Origin of the sequence: Collimonas fungivorans (genome assembly GCF_001584145.1) — a bacterium.
Taxonomy (GTDB): domain Bacteria; phylum Pseudomonadota; class Gammaproteobacteria; order Burkholderiales; family Burkholderiaceae_D; genus Collimonas; species Collimonas fungivorans.
This window is the reverse complement of the sequence record NZ_CP013232.1, coordinates 4,563,969-4,578,540: the sequence shown is the minus strand read 5'-3', so window position 1 is coordinate 4,578,540 and position 14,572 is coordinate 4,563,969. Positions and strand designations below refer to the sequence as shown.

General features: G+C 59.7%; 15 protein-coding genes. 13 read left to right on the top strand and 2 right to left on the bottom strand.

Features of this window, described 5'->3' with window-relative positions; translation table 11 throughout:
- Positions 1 to 394 precede the first annotated feature (394 nt).
- Positions 395 to 1,423 (top strand): hypothetical protein, encoded by a 1,029-nt coding sequence (locus CFter6_RS20085; protein ID WP_150118823.1) that lies wholly within the window; start codon positions 395 to 397, stop codon positions 1,421 to 1,423.
- A complete protein-coding gene (locus CFter6_RS20080) occupies positions 1,420 to 1,950 on the top strand; it encodes a hypothetical protein (RefSeq protein ID WP_061541424.1) in 531 nt (176 codons plus the stop codon). Before CFter6_RS20085 ends, CFter6_RS20080 begins: the two co-directional genes overlap by 4 nt.
- Before the next feature lie 31 nt (positions 1,951 to 1,981).
- On the opposite strand, the gene CFter6_RS20075 is transcribed toward CFter6_RS20080, so the two are convergent.
- Positions 1,982 to 3,007: a CDP-6-deoxy-delta-3,4-glucoseen reductase gene (locus tag CFter6_RS20075; RefSeq protein ID WP_061541423.1), complete on the bottom strand. Its 1,026-nt coding sequence runs from the start codon at positions 3,005 to 3,007 to the stop codon at positions 1,982 to 1,984.
- A gap of 11 nt (positions 3,008 to 3,018) precedes the next feature.
- Here CFter6_RS20075 and CFter6_RS20070 point away from each other — a divergent pair, with 11 nt between their 5' ends.
- The 9 genes from CFter6_RS20070 (at position 3,019) to CFter6_RS20030 (ending at position 11,502) form a co-directional block, all read left to right on the top strand.
- Positions 3,019 to 3,939, top strand: coding sequence for a sugar nucleotide-binding protein (locus CFter6_RS20070; RefSeq protein WP_061541422.1), 921 nt, complete (start codon positions 3,019 to 3,021; stop codon positions 3,937 to 3,939).
- Between the two features lie 169 nt (positions 3,940 to 4,108).
- Positions 4,109 to 4,882 carry an ABC transporter ATP-binding protein gene (locus tag CFter6_RS20065; protein WP_014007526.1) on the top strand — a complete coding sequence of 258 codons (774 nt, stop codon included), beginning with the start codon at positions 4,109 to 4,111 and terminating at the stop codon, positions 4,880 to 4,882.
- Positions 4,879 to 5,886 (top strand): ABC transporter substrate-binding protein, encoded by a 1,008-nt coding sequence (locus CFter6_RS20060; RefSeq protein ID WP_061541421.1) that lies wholly within the window; start codon positions 4,879 to 4,881, stop codon positions 5,884 to 5,886. Before CFter6_RS20065 ends, CFter6_RS20060 begins: the two co-directional genes overlap by 4 nt.
- A gap of 60 nt (positions 5,887 to 5,946) precedes the next feature.
- Positions 5,947 to 6,720: an ABC transporter permease gene (locus CFter6_RS20055; RefSeq protein ID WP_061541420.1), complete on the top strand. Its 774-nt coding sequence runs from the start codon at positions 5,947 to 5,949 to the stop codon at positions 6,718 to 6,720.
- Positions 6,721 to 6,742: 22 nt separating this feature from the next.
- Entirely contained in the window at positions 6,743 to 7,558 is an 816-nt protein-coding gene (locus CFter6_RS20050; RefSeq protein ID WP_061541419.1) for a type 2 periplasmic-binding domain-containing protein, read from the top strand.
- Between the two features lie 233 nt (positions 7,559 to 7,791).
- Positions 7,792 to 8,919 carry a branched-chain amino acid ABC transporter substrate-binding protein gene (locus tag CFter6_RS20045; protein ID WP_061541418.1) on the top strand — a complete coding sequence of 376 codons (1,128 nt, stop codon included), beginning with the start codon at positions 7,792 to 7,794 and terminating at the stop codon, positions 8,917 to 8,919.
- Positions 8,920 to 9,030: 111 nt separating this feature from the next.
- Positions 9,031 to 10,041, top strand: coding sequence for a trans-3-hydroxy-L-proline dehydratase (lhpH, locus tag CFter6_RS20040; protein WP_061541417.1), 1,011 nt, complete (start codon positions 9,031 to 9,033; stop codon positions 10,039 to 10,041).
- 31 nt (positions 10,042 to 10,072) lie between these two features.
- Positions 10,073 to 11,011 carry a delta(1)-pyrroline-2-carboxylate reductase family protein gene (locus CFter6_RS20035; protein ID WP_061541416.1) on the top strand — a complete coding sequence of 313 codons (939 nt, stop codon included), beginning with the start codon at positions 10,073 to 10,075 and terminating at the stop codon, positions 11,009 to 11,011.
- Positions 11,008 to 11,502 (top strand): GNAT family N-acetyltransferase, encoded by a 495-nt coding sequence (locus tag CFter6_RS20030; protein ID WP_061541415.1) that lies wholly within the window; start codon positions 11,008 to 11,010, stop codon positions 11,500 to 11,502. Before CFter6_RS20035 ends, CFter6_RS20030 begins: the two co-directional genes overlap by 4 nt.
- Positions 11,503 to 11,541: 39 nt before the next feature.
- Here the strand turns inward: CFter6_RS20030 and CFter6_RS20025 are convergent, their stop codons facing one another.
- Positions 11,542 to 12,006 (bottom strand): rhodanese-like domain-containing protein, encoded by a 465-nt coding sequence (locus CFter6_RS20025; RefSeq protein WP_061541414.1) that lies wholly within the window; start codon positions 12,004 to 12,006, stop codon positions 11,542 to 11,544.
- A 415-nt stretch (positions 12,007 to 12,421) separates the two neighbouring features.
- Between CFter6_RS20025 and glnA the strand changes: the two genes are divergently transcribed.
- Both glnA and CFter6_RS20015 read left to right on the top strand, forming a co-directional pair.
- On the top strand, positions 12,422 to 13,837 hold the full coding sequence (gene glnA, locus CFter6_RS20020) for a type I glutamate--ammonia ligase (RefSeq protein ID WP_061541413.1): 1,416 nt from the start codon (positions 12,422 to 12,424) through the stop codon (positions 13,835 to 13,837).
- A gap of 177 nt (positions 13,838 to 14,014) precedes the next feature.
- Positions 14,015 to 14,515 carry a DUF4124 domain-containing protein gene (locus CFter6_RS20015; RefSeq protein ID WP_061541412.1) on the top strand — a complete coding sequence of 167 codons (501 nt, stop codon included), beginning with the start codon at positions 14,015 to 14,017 and terminating at the stop codon, positions 14,513 to 14,515.
- The last annotated feature ends 57 nt before the right edge of the window (positions 14,516 to 14,572 follow it).

Here is a 14,572-nt window from a genome sequence, read left to right as displayed (position 1 = left end):
GGCAGCGCCTGTGGCTTCGTGATCAATCGACGGTCACGCGCACGGCTTACCTGGCTGAGGTAATGGGTTACGGCGTCGCAACAATGTCCGGATCATGTTCATGACGCAAATATTAGGACTTTTTGTGTGGTGCGTCAAAAAAAATTTGCGCGGCTGTGGCCGGCCTTGCAGAGGGAGGGTTCGTCATCTGGCTGCGGCTGGCGAAATGATTAAAATAGTTCTCAAAAGGCAATTAAATCTGATATCTTTCATAATCATGCTTTTAAGCAATTCGATGCCGTAATGCTTGATGCCGAGACGGCAGGCGAAATCGCTACCGTTCTGACCACGCCCGAGGAGGTGCATTGTGTCATTTCCCCCTAGCAAATCATTTAAGCCGTCGCAACCGCTGGTAATGCATCACCTCATGCTGCTGCAAGGGGGCCAGCTTACCTGGATAGGCCGTTCCGCCTTCGCCCGCGAGCGCAATGTCTGGAGCGGCGAGCTGAAAGGAAGCCCGGCCGCATTGTCTGATCCTTTATCGGCAGCTGCCGATTTATTCGGACGTACGCCGCGCGGCCGCATAAAAATTGCCGACAAGCTGACCGTGCTGCTCGGTTATCCGTATGTGCGGCACACGGTGTTGCCGTGGCAAGCGGGGCTGACGCAGGCGGCAGACTGGCGCGATTATGCCAATGCCGTATTCGACGAACAGGATGGCAGCGCTTATCCCGGCCGCCAGGTGGTGGTCGATCCGGCACCGTCCGGCCAGCCGCGGCTGGCGGCGGCAACCGATGCCGCGCTGATACAGGGCTTGCAGGCGCTGGCCAAGATGCACAAGCTGCGGCTGGTCTCGTGCATGTCGTTGCTGACGGCCGCGGTACAGCGTCACTGGGAAGTGCTGGAAGACGATTGCGTGCTGAGTCTGCCGCAGCACGGCGCGCTTGAATGCCTGTTCAGGAAACAGGGAATATGGCAGGGTGTTTGCGGCATACCGGTGGCGCCGGGTGCTGCGCTGGCTGACAGCATCGCCGCTGCCGCGCAGTTGGCGCGGGCCGACAGCGACGGCGAAAATTCCCTCCCGGTGCTGGCGGTGACGCCATTTTTCAGCAGCCCGCGCCGGGCGCAAGACAATTCCTCCTTGGTACGCTGGCTGGCGGCGGCGCATCCCTGGCTGCAGGACAGCCACAACCATCCGGATGGCTTTGCCCGCACCCATGCTCGCGGCCCGGCGTTTGCTGCGCCCGTCGACAAGCCTGGCATGCCGCCTGCCCGCTATAAGTGGGGATACTGGGCCGCGGATAATCTGGTGGCGGAACAATCGGGGCGCTACGGCGCATGGGGCAAGCTGGCATGGCGCCAGCCCGTGGACTGTTCCGCCCAAGGCGCGGCTTATGCCAGGCCAGGTTTGCCATTCGGGCCATGGCAGGAGAGGCCGCAATGAGGGATTCGCGCCTGGGGATCAAGATGAGGTCGGCTGACGCCAGTCCGGAGCTGGATTTTGTGCGTCCGCAAACGCATTGCGGCGTGCCGTTGATGTTGTTGGGGATCCTGATGGCAGGGGTGCTTGGATTCTTGGGGCACCGCTACTCGCAGCAAACAGACGTCGCTGTGGCCACGCTGGAAAAGCCTGCGAAGATACTGGCCGCGAAAGATGCCGATACTCAGGAAAGCAAGCGTGCCCAGCCTGTCGTGGCCGATCGGGTAATTGAGGACAAGCCTGTCGTCGCTCGCATTTTGCCGGCACAAGATAACAAGGTCAAGGTTGTTTTAAAAACGCCGCCAAAGCAGCACCGGCCAGCGCCGCGTCTGCCGTCGCGAGTTGCGGCCGCAAATCTGAAAGAGCCCGTCGGTGCTGTCAGATCAGAGGGAGAGAGTGCGGAACGGCGCGATCCGGGACCGCAGCAGGTTGTCATGCATGAAGTGACGCTCACGCGCCATGTGCGCCTGACGGCCGGCTCTCTCAACTAGGATGTGGTGTTGAGAGAGCCGCGGTGCCTGCTCAGGAGGCCAGGTCCGCTTCCGAAGTAAACGAATCCGCATAAAACTCTTCGGCCGGCAATTTGCACAGGGCGACAAAATCGCGCTGCGCCGATTCCACCACGACCGGCGCGCCGCAGGCATACACCTGGTAAGCGGACAGGTCAGGCAAGTCATCGATCACCGCCTGGTGCACAAACCCGTTGCGGCCCTGCCATTGGTCTTCCGGCTGGGCATTCGAAATCACCGGTATGAAAGTAAAGTTCGGCAGCGTGGCGGCCCATTCTTCGCACAGCGCCATCATGTACAGGTCTTGCGGGCGGCGGCCGCCCCAGTACAAGGTGATCGGCCGCTGCGAACCGGTATGGGCGCATTGTTCGACCAGGGCCTTGATCGGCGCGAAGCCGGTGCCGGATGCCAGCAGCACCATCGGCTTATCCGAATCCTCGCGCAGGAAGAAGGTGCCGAGCGGGCCTTCCAGGCGCAGGATGTCGCGCTCTTTCATGGTGGTAAACACCTGGTCGGTGAACAGGCCGCCCGGCATGTGGCGGATGTGCAGCGTCAGGTACTCGTCCTTGTGCGGCGCGTTGGCCATACTATAACTGCGCCGTTTACCGTCGCGCAACATGAACTCGATATACTGGCCCGCCAGGAACTGTAGCCGTTCATTGGCTGGTAATTGCAATGACAGCACAACCACGTCGTCGGCCACCTTGTCGATCTTGGCGATACGGGTCGGCATCTTGCGAACCGGGAAATCGCCTATGCCAGCCACTTCGCGGACCTCGATGGTGACGTCGGAATGCGGAGTGGCGCAGCAGAATAAAGCGAAGCCCTGTTGTTCTTCCTTGACTGGCAGTGCTTTTTCCTGATGGGCGCCATGGCTGATTTCGCCATCCAGCAGCTTGCCCTTGCACGAACTGCAAGCTCCGTTTTTACAGCCGTAAGGCAGGCCGATGCCGGCGCGCACTGCGGCATTAAGAATGGTTTCACCTTCGTCGCAGCTGAATTGGCGACCGCTAGGCTGAACAGTTATCTGAAAACTCATACAATCCTGTAATGAAAAATATAAAACAAACCCCTGGCGACAAGTTGGGCAAGCCGCGCCTGCTCATCCTCGGCTGCGGCGACGTGGGATTACGCTTGCTGGCGCTGCTGAAACGGCGCTTTCGCGTGTTTGCGGTCACCAGCCAGCCGGCCCGCTGCGCCGAATTGCGCGCCGCCGGCGCAATTCCGTTGATTGCAGATCTTGACCAGCCGGCAACATTGGCGCGGCTGGCACGCCTGGCGCAGGTTATCGTCCACCTGGCGCCGCCGCAATCGGCCGGAGAAAAAGACCGGCGCACCCGTAACCTGGCCGCCATTTTACCCGAGCGTAGCACTCTTGTTTACATCAGTACCACCGGCGTCTATGGCGATTGCGGCGGCGCCCTGATAGACGAAACCCGGGCGCTGGCCCCGCACAACGGCCGCGCCAGGCGCCGCGTCGATGCCGAGCAGGTGTTGCGCGGCTGGGCCCGGCGCCGCAGCGGACGCCTGGCGATCCTGCGGGTGCCGGGGATTTATGCCGCCGACCGGTTGCCGCTGGCGCGTTTGCAGAAGGCGACGCCGGCCTTGATCGCGGACGACGACGTATATACCAATCACATCCATGCCGATGACCTGGCGCGCATCATCGTGGCGGCGGTTTTCAAGGCCGCGCCTTTGCGGATTTATCACGCGAGCGACGATTCGCAGCTGAAGATGGCGGAATACTTCGACCTGGTGGCCCAGGCGTTCGGCTTGCCGCCGTCGCCGCGGCTGCCGCGCGCCGAGCTGGAACAGGTGGTGTCGCCGATGCTGCTGTCGTTCATGTCGGAGTCGCGCCGTTTGCAGAACCGGCGCATCAAGCTGGAGCTGGGCGTGCGCTTGCGTTATGCGGACGTGCCGGCGGCTTTGCCTGCCATGGCTGCGGCCGCAGGGCCAACTGCTCAGCAATAATTCTATGACAAGCTTCTATATCTGTTTTTAGCATAAGCATAGAAGTTATAAGTTGTTGTAAGCCGGAAAGTTGATCGATAAAGTGGAAAATGAATAAAAAATCCACTTTATATGCGCTCGCCGACTTAGGCTTAGCGTTGCCGTACGACGCAAAGGCGCCAATTTCCCCATGAAGTTATCGTTCAAACATGTCAACAAGCAGTTCTCCGGCTTGCCGGTGATCGCCGATTTCAGCCGTGAAATCGAGGAGGGCGAACTGGTCGCCTTGGTCGGTCCGTCCGGCTGCGGCAAGTCGACCTTGCTGCATCTGGCGGCAGGTCTCGGCGCTGCCAGCAGCGGCGCGGTATTGGCCGACGGCCAGGCGATCAAGGGGCCGCATCCCGAACGCATGCTGATGTTCCAGGAAAACGCGCTGTATCCATGGCTGACGCTGGAGGCGAATGTGGCGCTGGCGCTGGAGCTGCAGAAAGTCGGCAAGGCTAGCGCTCGCCAGCAGGCGCGCGACTGGCTCTCCAAAGTCAGCCTGCAAGGTTTCGAAGCTTATTATCCGCACCAGGTCTCGGGCGGCATGCGGCAGCGCGCGGCGCTGGCGCGCGCTTTTATCACCAAGCCCAAAGTATTGCTGCTGGACGAACCGTTTGGCGCGTTGGATGCGCTGACCCGCATGACCCTGCAGGATTCCCTGCGCCAGCTGATCCGCGAAGAACGGCCGACCGTGCTGCTGGTGACGCACGATGTCGACGAAGCTTTGTTCCTGGCCGACCGCATCCTGGTGTTCAGTCCGCGCCCGGCCACGGTGCTGCGCGAATTCAACCTCAACCACCACGAGAAAACCCACGACCTATCCGAATTTGCCGCCATCCGGCGGGAAATTCTTTGCCTGCTCGGGATTCATGCAGAGCAAGACGCATTCGCAAAAAAACTTGAGGGAATCGCAGCATGATATTTAACGTCAAACTAAAACGGCTGTTCATCCTGCCGGCGCTTTTGCTGACGCTGGCTGGACACGCCGGCGCCGCCGAAAAATTCAAGATCGGCTATCTGCGCGTCATGGACGATGCGCAGGCGATTGCCGCCTTTGAAGGCGGCTTCTACAAGAAGCACGGCCTGGAAGTGGAACTGGTCGAGTTCAAGTCGGGCACCGACCTGATCAAGGCCATCGTCGGCGGCCAGCTCGATAGCGGCGTGCTGGGTTTCACCAATGCCGCGGCCTGGGCTTCCAAAGGCGCCGATCTCAAGGTAGTGGCCGGCGCCCAGCATGGCTATCACGCGATTGTGGTGCGTGAGGACAGCGGCATCAAGGATGTGGCCGGGCTGAAGGGACACACCCTGGCTTCGCAGGCCGAAGGCAGCACCGCCGACACCGTACTCAAAGGCGTGACGCTCAAGAACGTCGGCCTGAAAGCCGACGACGTCAACATCCTCGGCGTCAGTCCGCAGGTGGCGGTGCAATCGCTGGTTGGCAAACGGGTCGACGCTGCTTTCCTGTTCGAGCCGCAAGCCAGCATAGCCAAACTGGTGGCGCCGGTGAAGCAGATTTATGAAGTCGGCGAAGTCTGGCCTTTCCCCTGCATGGTGGTGATCACTTCCGGCGAAACGCTGGCGAAGCGCCGCGACGCGGTGTGGAAATCGCTGGATGCGCAGCGTGAGGCGATCGAACTCCTGCGGAAAGATCCGGCCGCGGCGTCGAAGCTGATCGCCAGCTATTTCATCGCCGATCCCACCCTGAAAACCCTGAAGCAGGGCGAGCTGCCGCGCGAAACCGTGATCCGCGACGCCATCAAGAGCCAGACCTTCAGCGCTGTGCTGACCGCCAAGGAGCTGGCGCGCATGCAGGAGCTGGCGAATATCCTGCAAGATCAGGGTTCGCTCAAGACGCGCGACGGCAAGCCGTTCGACGTGAATGCGATCATCGACCTCGACTGGCAAAAAAGCCGCAAGCTCTGATCGTCCCGCAGTCGGTTTTTTCAACGCACGAATTGTTTAGACTTATTTTTTACCTTATCTATGAGCACTCAAAGCCGGCTGGTCGGTTATCGCAAAAAACTCGCCATGCTGCTGGCTATCCTGCTGATTTTCCTGCTGTGGCAGATCGCCGCCTGGTCGCTGCCTGATTTCCTGATGCCGGGCGTGCTGCCGGTGCTGGGACGCTTGTGGCAGGAAGCGCTGACGCCGGAATTCCGCACCGCCTTGTGGGGCAGCCTGACCCGGCTCGGCGGCGGTTATGCGGCGGCGATGCTGTTCGGCATCGGTTTCGGCCTGGTCGGCGCGGTGCTGTTTTTCTTCCGCGAAGTGCTGAAGTCGGCCATCATCATCCTGCAATCGATCCCGTCGATCGCCTGGGTGCCCTTGTTCCTGATCCTGATGGGCTTCGGCAACCTGCCGATCATGGTGGTGGTGGCGATGGCGGCTTTTTTTCCGGCTGCGCTGAGCGTCATGAACGCCACCGAAAGCGTGCAGCAAGTGCACGTCTCGGCGGCGCGGGTGATGGGCGCCACGCGCTGGGACATGCTGAAACGGGTGTACCTGCCGGCAGTGATGCCGGAGCTGATCACCGGCGCCCAGCTGGCGTTCGGCAATGCCTGGCGCGCGCTGATTTCGGCGGAGATGCTGATCGGCTTCGGCAAGGGACTGGGGCGGACCCTGGCCTATGCCGGCGAAACCGCCGACATGGTCGGCGTGATGACCAACATCCTCGCCATCGCGATCCTGGCGGCGCTGATCGACCAGTTCATCCTGGAAAACCTGAAGCACAGGGTGCTGCGCTATCAGTACATATGAGCAGTACGTCTGATCGAGGATCATGAACCCGCCGTTTTTCTTCCGCCGATTTTTACTGTTGCTGCTGGCCTGCACGCTGCCGCTCAGCGCGGCGGCGGCCAGCTTGCAGCAAATCAGGCAGCGCGGCCAGCTGGTGGTCGGCGTCAGCTATGTCGCGCCGGCGCATGTAGCCGGCGTAAAATACCGGACTGCAGAAAGTTTCGACACAACCGTCGCCGCCGACCTGGCGCAACGCTTGGGCGTCAGGCTGCGCACGGTGAAAGTGACGGCGCGGGACCGGCAGCTGCTGCTGGCACAGGGCAAGGTCGACCTGTTGTTGTTGAACCTGAAGCAGGCCGACGCTGACACGCTCCGTGTCAGCGCAAGACTGCTGCCGACAGCCTACCAGGCGAACCCCAAGCTGATCATGCGCAGCGATACCGATATCAAACGTTTGGCGCAACTGCGCGGGCGCAGCGTCTGCCTGGCGCAGGGCGGCGCTTACATCGGCAGCATGGCGGCCGGTTATGGCGCCGTTGAAAAAATTTATAAAGCGCCGGCCGACGCCCTGCTGGCGCTCCGGACCGGGGCCTGCGACGCCGCCGTCCATGACGACGCGGTCCTGAACGGCATGCTGGATTTGCCCGAATGGAAAAAGTTTTCAGCCAGCTTGCCGCTGCCGGCCAGGCCGGCCACGCTGACTTTTGCGGTAAGGCCGGCCGATACCGGGCTAGGCGATTACCTGCAGCAGACGACCGGCGTATGGGATAGCAGCTACTGGGCCGGCAATCGGAAAAAATGGATCAGCAATGTCGCGTTCGAGGTCTACCTGGACCAGAACGTGCCCGATTGCCATTAGTGGACTGTAACAGCCAATTTATTTCCCTCTCTGCAGGATAGCAACTAAAATCCCTGCTGGATCAAGTCATTTTGCCATCGAATCTACGGAGAAGCCGCCGCATAAAAGAATTTAATGTGGCGGCGTCCCTGCTAGGATTCGATCTGCAAGAGACGTCCCCGGTTTCCCACGCCTGACGATGGGTTCCGATATTAAAAAAACACTATTATTATAGACAGACGAAAGGATACGCCATGTACGCACGGACCAAACTGATGATGGTTATGTTGGCTGCATTCCCAGCGCTCGTTATGGCGCAGGAGACACAAGTAGTAAAGATCGGTTTCAGCGGCCCGCTGACCGGCCCTCAGGCATCTGCCGGCCGCGACAACCAGGGCGGCCTGGCCATGGCGATCGACAAGCTCAATAGCCAGGGCATGGTAATCGGCGGCAAGAAAATCAAGTTCGAAGCGCAGATGGAAGACGACCAGGCCGATCCGCGCGCCGGTGTCGGCGTAGCGCAAAAGCTGGTCGACATGGGTGTCAAGGCAGTGGTCGGTCCTTACAATTCCGGCGTGACCATTCCTGCTTCGCGCGTCTATAACGACGCCGGCATCGTGATGGGCACCGTGGCTTCCAATCCGAAAGTGACCTTGCAAGGCTTCCACTCGGTATTCCGGGTAGCGGCCAGCGACAGCCAGCTGGGCGGCAAGATGGCGCTGTATGCAGCCAAGGAACTGAAGATCAAGACGGTAGCGATCATCGACGACCGCACCGCCTACGGCCAGGGCCTGGCGGAAGAGTTTTCGAAAGTCGCCAAGGCCAACGGCATCAAGGTGCTCGGCAATGACTTCACCAACGACAAGGCAACCGATTTCACCGCCATCCTGACCTCCATCAAGTCGAAGAAACCGGACGCGATTTTCTACGGCGGCTACTCGCCGCAGGGCGGGCCGATGATGCGCCAGATGAAGCAATTGGGCGTGAGCGCGAAGTTCCTCGGCGGCGACGGCATCTGCGCGCCGGAGATGGGTCGTCTGGGCGGCGATGCGATTACCGACCAGGTGTATTGCACCCAGGGCGGCGCCATGCTGGACAAGCTGGCTTCGGGCAAGACCTTTGCGGCCGACTACCAGAAGCGTTACAACCGTCCTGCGGAAACCTATGCTGCTTCGTTCTACGACGGCATGATGGTGATTGCGCAGGCGATGAAGGACGCCAACTCGGTAGAGCCAAAGCAATACGTATCGGCGCTGGAAAAGATTCACTACAAGGGCGTAGCCGGCTCTTATGAGTTCGACGCCAACCACGACCTGAAGCAATCGCCTGTAACCGTGTTCCGCTTCAAGGGCGGCGTGCCGGAAGCGCTGACCAGCTACTAAGCAACAGACGCGTGGGCACAGGTGCCCACCCTACCTCCAGGCAAGCGAAGTAGGGTGGGCAAGTTTTTTTGCCCACGTATCGCCTGCAGTTCTCTTCGTACAAAATCTCCCATGCTAAGTTACACACGAACTATCCATACGGTAGATGCACACACCGGCGGCGAGCCGCTGCGCATCGTTATTTCCGGTTTGCCGCCGGTGCCCGGCAACACCATCCTCGAGCGCCGCAGCTGGCTCAAGGCGCAGCGCGACGACCTGCGCCAGTTCCTGATGAACGAGCCGCGCGGCCATGCCGACATGTACGGCGCCTACCTGTTGCCGCCGGTTACGCCTGGCGCCGATTTCGGCGTGATCTTCATCCATAACGAAGGTTACAGCGACATGTGCGGCCATGGCATCATCGCGCTCGGCAAGGTGCTGGTGGAGCTCAACCATGTAGAACGCACCATGCCGCTGACCCGCATCGGCTTTGACACGCCGGCCGGTTTTATCGAAGCCCAGGTCGAGTGGGATGGCCAGCGCGCCGGCGCCGTCACCTTCCGCAACGTGCCGGCGTTCATCTACCAGCGCGATGTCGAAGTCGAGACGCCGAGCTTCGGCAAGGTGACTGGCGACATCGTGTTCGGCGGCGCTTTTTATTACTACATGAACGCCGACCAGGCCGGCGTCAAGATCAAGCCGGAGCAGGTGCGCAGCCTGATACAACTGGGCGCGGAAACCAAGCAGGCAGTCAAGGACAAGGTAAAAATCCAGCACCCGCTGGAGCCGGGCCTGGATACCCTGTACGGCACCATCGTCGACGGCGCGCCGAACGATCCCGGCGCCGACCAGGCCAATGTCTGCATCTTCGCCGACCGCGAAGTGGACCGATCGCCGACCGGCACCGGCACGTCGGGCCGCGCCGCGCAGCTGTTCCTGCGCCAGAAACTGGCGCTGAACCAGGTGCTGGTGAATGAAAGCATCGTTGGCAGCTGTTTCCGGGTGCGCGTGACCGGCACTACCAAGGTCGGCGAGTTCGATGCAGCGCTTACTGAAGTCACCGGCGATGCGCACATCATGGGTTTCAACCAGTGGGTGCTGGAAGACAGCGATCCGTTCCCGCAAGGTTTCTTCTTGCGCTGATTGCGCTGATTAATTTTGGATGGCTCGATATATGCAAATCCTCGACGCTGAAAGCACCGCCGCCGCCTTGCCTTATGCCGAACTGGTGCCGGCGCTGGTCAAGGTCGCGCAGCAGCTGCGCGAAGGCGAGATCAATGCGCCTGAACGCATGGTGGTGGAAATCGACAAGGCCAGCGTGCTGTTATGCATGCCGGCTGTCGCCGCCGACATCGGCATGACCAAGCTGATCACCGTGCACGCCAACAACGCCCAGTATCAGTTACCGGCGATCCAGGGTGAAGTGGTGGTGTTCGACGCCGCCAGCGGCCGCCGGCTGGCGCTGCTGCATGGCCCCACCGTTACCGCCAGGCGAACAGCTGCGGTAAGCCTGCTCGGTATTGAAGTTTTGCTGCCGTCAAAGCCAAAATCGGCATTGTTGATTGGCACCGGCGTGCAGGCCATTGCTCATGCCGATGGCCTGGTCGAGTATTTCGGCGTCACCGAATTCTGGGTCGCCGCGCGCGACCTGGAAAAAACGCAGGCATTTTGCGAAGCCTTGCAGCAGCGGCATCCGAAAATTGCCGTCAAGGCCATGGCCGCCGCGGCGTTAGCCACCGATTTGCCGCACACCGATGTCGTGATCGCCCTGACCACTTCGCGCACCGCCGTGATACCGGTCGGCATCGCCGCGACTACGCTGGCGATTGGCGTCGGCGCCTTCAAGCCGGATATGGTGGAATTTCCGGCCGAGCTTTTGCACAGCCGCACCGTGGTAGTCGATTGCCTGGCAGGCGCCAAGCATGAAGCCGGCGACCTGCTGCAGGCGCAGATCGACTGGAGCAAAGTGCGCGAACTGCCCGATGTGCTGGCCCACGGTTTTGTTCGGCAGGCCGTCCTGCCGGTATATAAAACCGTCGGCCAGGCCGCCTGGGACCTGGCGGCTGCGCGCGTTGCTATCGCCTCGCTGGCGCGCACGGAAGAGGCGCCATGATCCGCAACGCAGTGCAAGCCGACAGCATGAGCCTGACCGCGCTGTCGATCCAGGTCTGGCTGCATGCCTACGCTACCGAAGGCGTCAGCGATGACCTGGCGCGCGAGGTGCTGTCGACTTTCACGCCAGGGTATTTTCGCGAGATCATCGAGGATCCCGCTTACCGGCTGTTCGTCGAAGTGGATGGTGACTCCCTGCTGGGCTACATCCTGCTCGATCTGGAGTCGCCCTGCGCAGAAAAAGACTATGGCGGAGTCGAAGTCGACACGCTATACGTGCAGGAACATTTCCATGGCCGCGGCATCGGCCGCGCGCTGCTGGACCATGCACGCGGCAGCGCCGGCGACCGGCTCTGGCTCACGGCCTGGGCCGGCAATGCGCAGGCGCTGGGTTTCTATCGCACCTACGGTTTCACGGATATCGGCACTGCCTGGCACGAATTCGAAGACCAGAAATACGAGAACCGGATATTGGCCTACCAGGCAAAATGAATCAGGCGCCTTGGCGCGCCTGCCTGCAGGGCGCTTCGCTCAAGCCCCCAGCCAAGGTAAACCGGCCTTGCACCAGCCGTTGATGTTCTTGCGGTGCCCATTGTTGTCCTTGTCGCCCTCGAAACCTTCCAGAATATTGAAACAGTTGCTGTAACCGTTTTCGGTCGCCAGCTTGGCCGCGTGCTGCGAGCGCACGCCGGAACGGCACAGGAACAGCAGCGGCGTTCCTTTTTCAGCGATCTGAGCAAGTTGCGCCAGGAAATCGGGATTTTGCACGCCGCCGGGGTATTGCGACCATTGCACTGCCGCGTGCTGCGGATCGCGGATGGAGACCCGGCCAACCCAGTCGCGTTCGGCATTGGTGCGGACATCCACCAGGACCGCGGCGACTTCCGCCTGCAGCAAGGCAAACGCCTCGCTTGGGGTGACGGCGCCGGCATAGGGCAGGTGGTCATTCTGACCACGTTGGCGGGCGGTGGTCAGGAGTTCGTCGGTGGTGGGCATGGTGTATCTCCAAAAAATGGTATTTTTTAAACAAATGATGATCCGATACTGGTCGCACCGTTATGGTGCCGATCCTTGGTTTGCCAAGGTGATGGCACTAAAACGGTGCTTGTATTTATTAATGCACCATAATGGTGATTTGCGATAACCGGATCAACTCCGAAAAACCGCAATACAGCCTTCTAAACTAGCTAATTACCGGATCGAATAAGCGTGCCGCAATGAAAGGATGGTGGCATGGATTCTGCTATCATCCTGCACTGAGTTCTGGTCGTACTGAATTGCTGTCCGGTCATAGTTTGCTCAATACCTGTACATCATGATGTTACTGCGACGCTGAAAACTGCGCGCAACAGATCCTGAGCAGGGCGCACAATTTAAAAATTGCAGTACCTTTCATATTTAGGAGATTCACATGGCAATGACGGCCGCAGAAGTCTTGAAAATGGCAAAAGACAACGAAGTCAAATTCGTTGATTTTCGCTTCGCTGACACCAAAGGCAAGGAACAGCACGTAACTGTCCCTGTCTCTCATTTCGATATCGATAAATTTGAGTCGGGTCATGCATTTGACGGTTCTTCTATTGCTGGCTGGAAGGGTATTGAAGCTTCCGACATGTTGCTGATGCCGGATCCGAACACCGCGAACATCGATCCGTTCATGGAAGAAACCACCTTGTTCATGCAATGCGATGTGATCGAGCCATCCGACGGCAAGGGTTACGACCGCGACCCGCGTTCGATCGCCAAGCGCGCTGAAGCTTACCTGAAATCCTCCGGCCTGGGCGATACCGCCTATTTCGGTCCAGAACCGGAATTCTTCATTTTCGACGACGTCCGCTGGGGCGCCGACATGTCGGGCTGCTTCGTCAAGATCGGTTCGGAAGAAGCATCGTGGAGCACCGGCGCCAAGCTCGAAGGCGGCAACACAGGCCACCGTCCAACCGTCAAGGGCGGCTATTTCCCGGTGCCTCCGGTCGACAGTTTCCAGGACATGCGTTCGGAAATGTGCCTGATCCTGGAATCGCTGGGCATCCCGGTTGAAGTGCACCACCACGAAGTGGCCGGCGCCGGCCAGAATGAAATCGGCACCAAGTTCTCGACCTTGGTCGAGCGCGCCGACTGGACCCAGAACCTGAAATATGTGGTCTGGAATGTGGCCCATACCTACGGCAAGACTGCCACTTTCATGCCTAAGCCAATCGTTGGCGACAACGGCTCCGGCATGCACGTGCACCAGTCGGTCTGGAAAGACGGCAAGAACCTGTTCGCCGGCGACGGCTATGCCGGCCTGTCCGAATTCGCGCTGTTCTACATCGGCGGCATCATCAAGCACGCCAAGGCCCTGAACGCGATCACCAACCCAGGCACCAACTCGTACAAGCGACTGGTTCCAGGTTTCGAAGCACCGGTCAAGCTGGCTTATTCGGCGCGTAACCGTTCGGCTTCGATCCGCATTCCGCACGTGGCCAATCCAAAGGGCCGCCGCATCGAAACCCGTTTCCCGGATCCGCTGGCTAATCCGTACCTGTGCTTCGCAGCTTTGCTGATGGCCGGCCTGGACGGCGTGCAGAACAAGATCCATCCGGGCGAAGCAGCGTCGAAAGACCTGTACCATCTGCCGCCGGAAGAAGACGCACTGATCCCTACCGTTTGCGCATCGCTGGAAGAAGCACTGGAAGCGCTGGACAAGGATCGCGAGTTCCTGACCCGCGGCGGCGTATTCAGCGACACCATGATCGATGCTTACCTGGACTTGAAGAAGCAGGAAGTGCAGCGCTATCGCATGACGACTCACCCGATCGAATTCGACATGTACTATTCGCTCTAAGCTAGTTCGCAAGTCTGAAAAGATAAAGGACAGGGATTTCCCTGTCCTTTTGTTTTTTTGGCATACTTGTTTCAACCTTCCGCACATCGCTAACTATATTGTGCGGGATGGTTTGTCATTGGATGTTTCTTGACATAAACTAGCGACTCGATTGAATTGCACTTGCGAAGAAAGTCTATGAAGCGTCTTTTACCAGGATTTCTGCTATTGGCGGCTGTCAGCATCGCCGCAGGCACTGCTCACGCCCAAAGCGAGGTTTATCTGTGCGTGGACCAGAACGGCGTCAAGGAATACAAGAACACGGGCGACACCAAGGGCTGCAAGCGTGTCAGTTTGCCGCCGCTGACCGTGACTTCGTCCGGCAGCAAGCCGGCGCGCGAAGGTGCCGCCGCCAGCAAGCCGGCAGCTTCCACGCCGACCGACTTCCCGAAAGTGGACAACGGCACGCAAAAGACGCGCGATAACGATCGCCGCCAGATCCTGCAGGATGAATTGAAGAACGAACAGCAACGCCTGGCCGATCTCAAGAAAGACTACAACGACGGCACGCCGGAGCGCCAAGGCAATGAGAAAAACTACGCCAAGTACCAGGAACGGGTGGCGTCGATGAAAGAAGACATTTCCCGCAGCGAGAAGAATATCGATGCGCTCAACCGGGAACTGTCGAATCTCAAGTAGTCGCCAGCATGGTATCAACCTTGCTTAATGCATAAGGCCGCACACGCGGCCTTTATT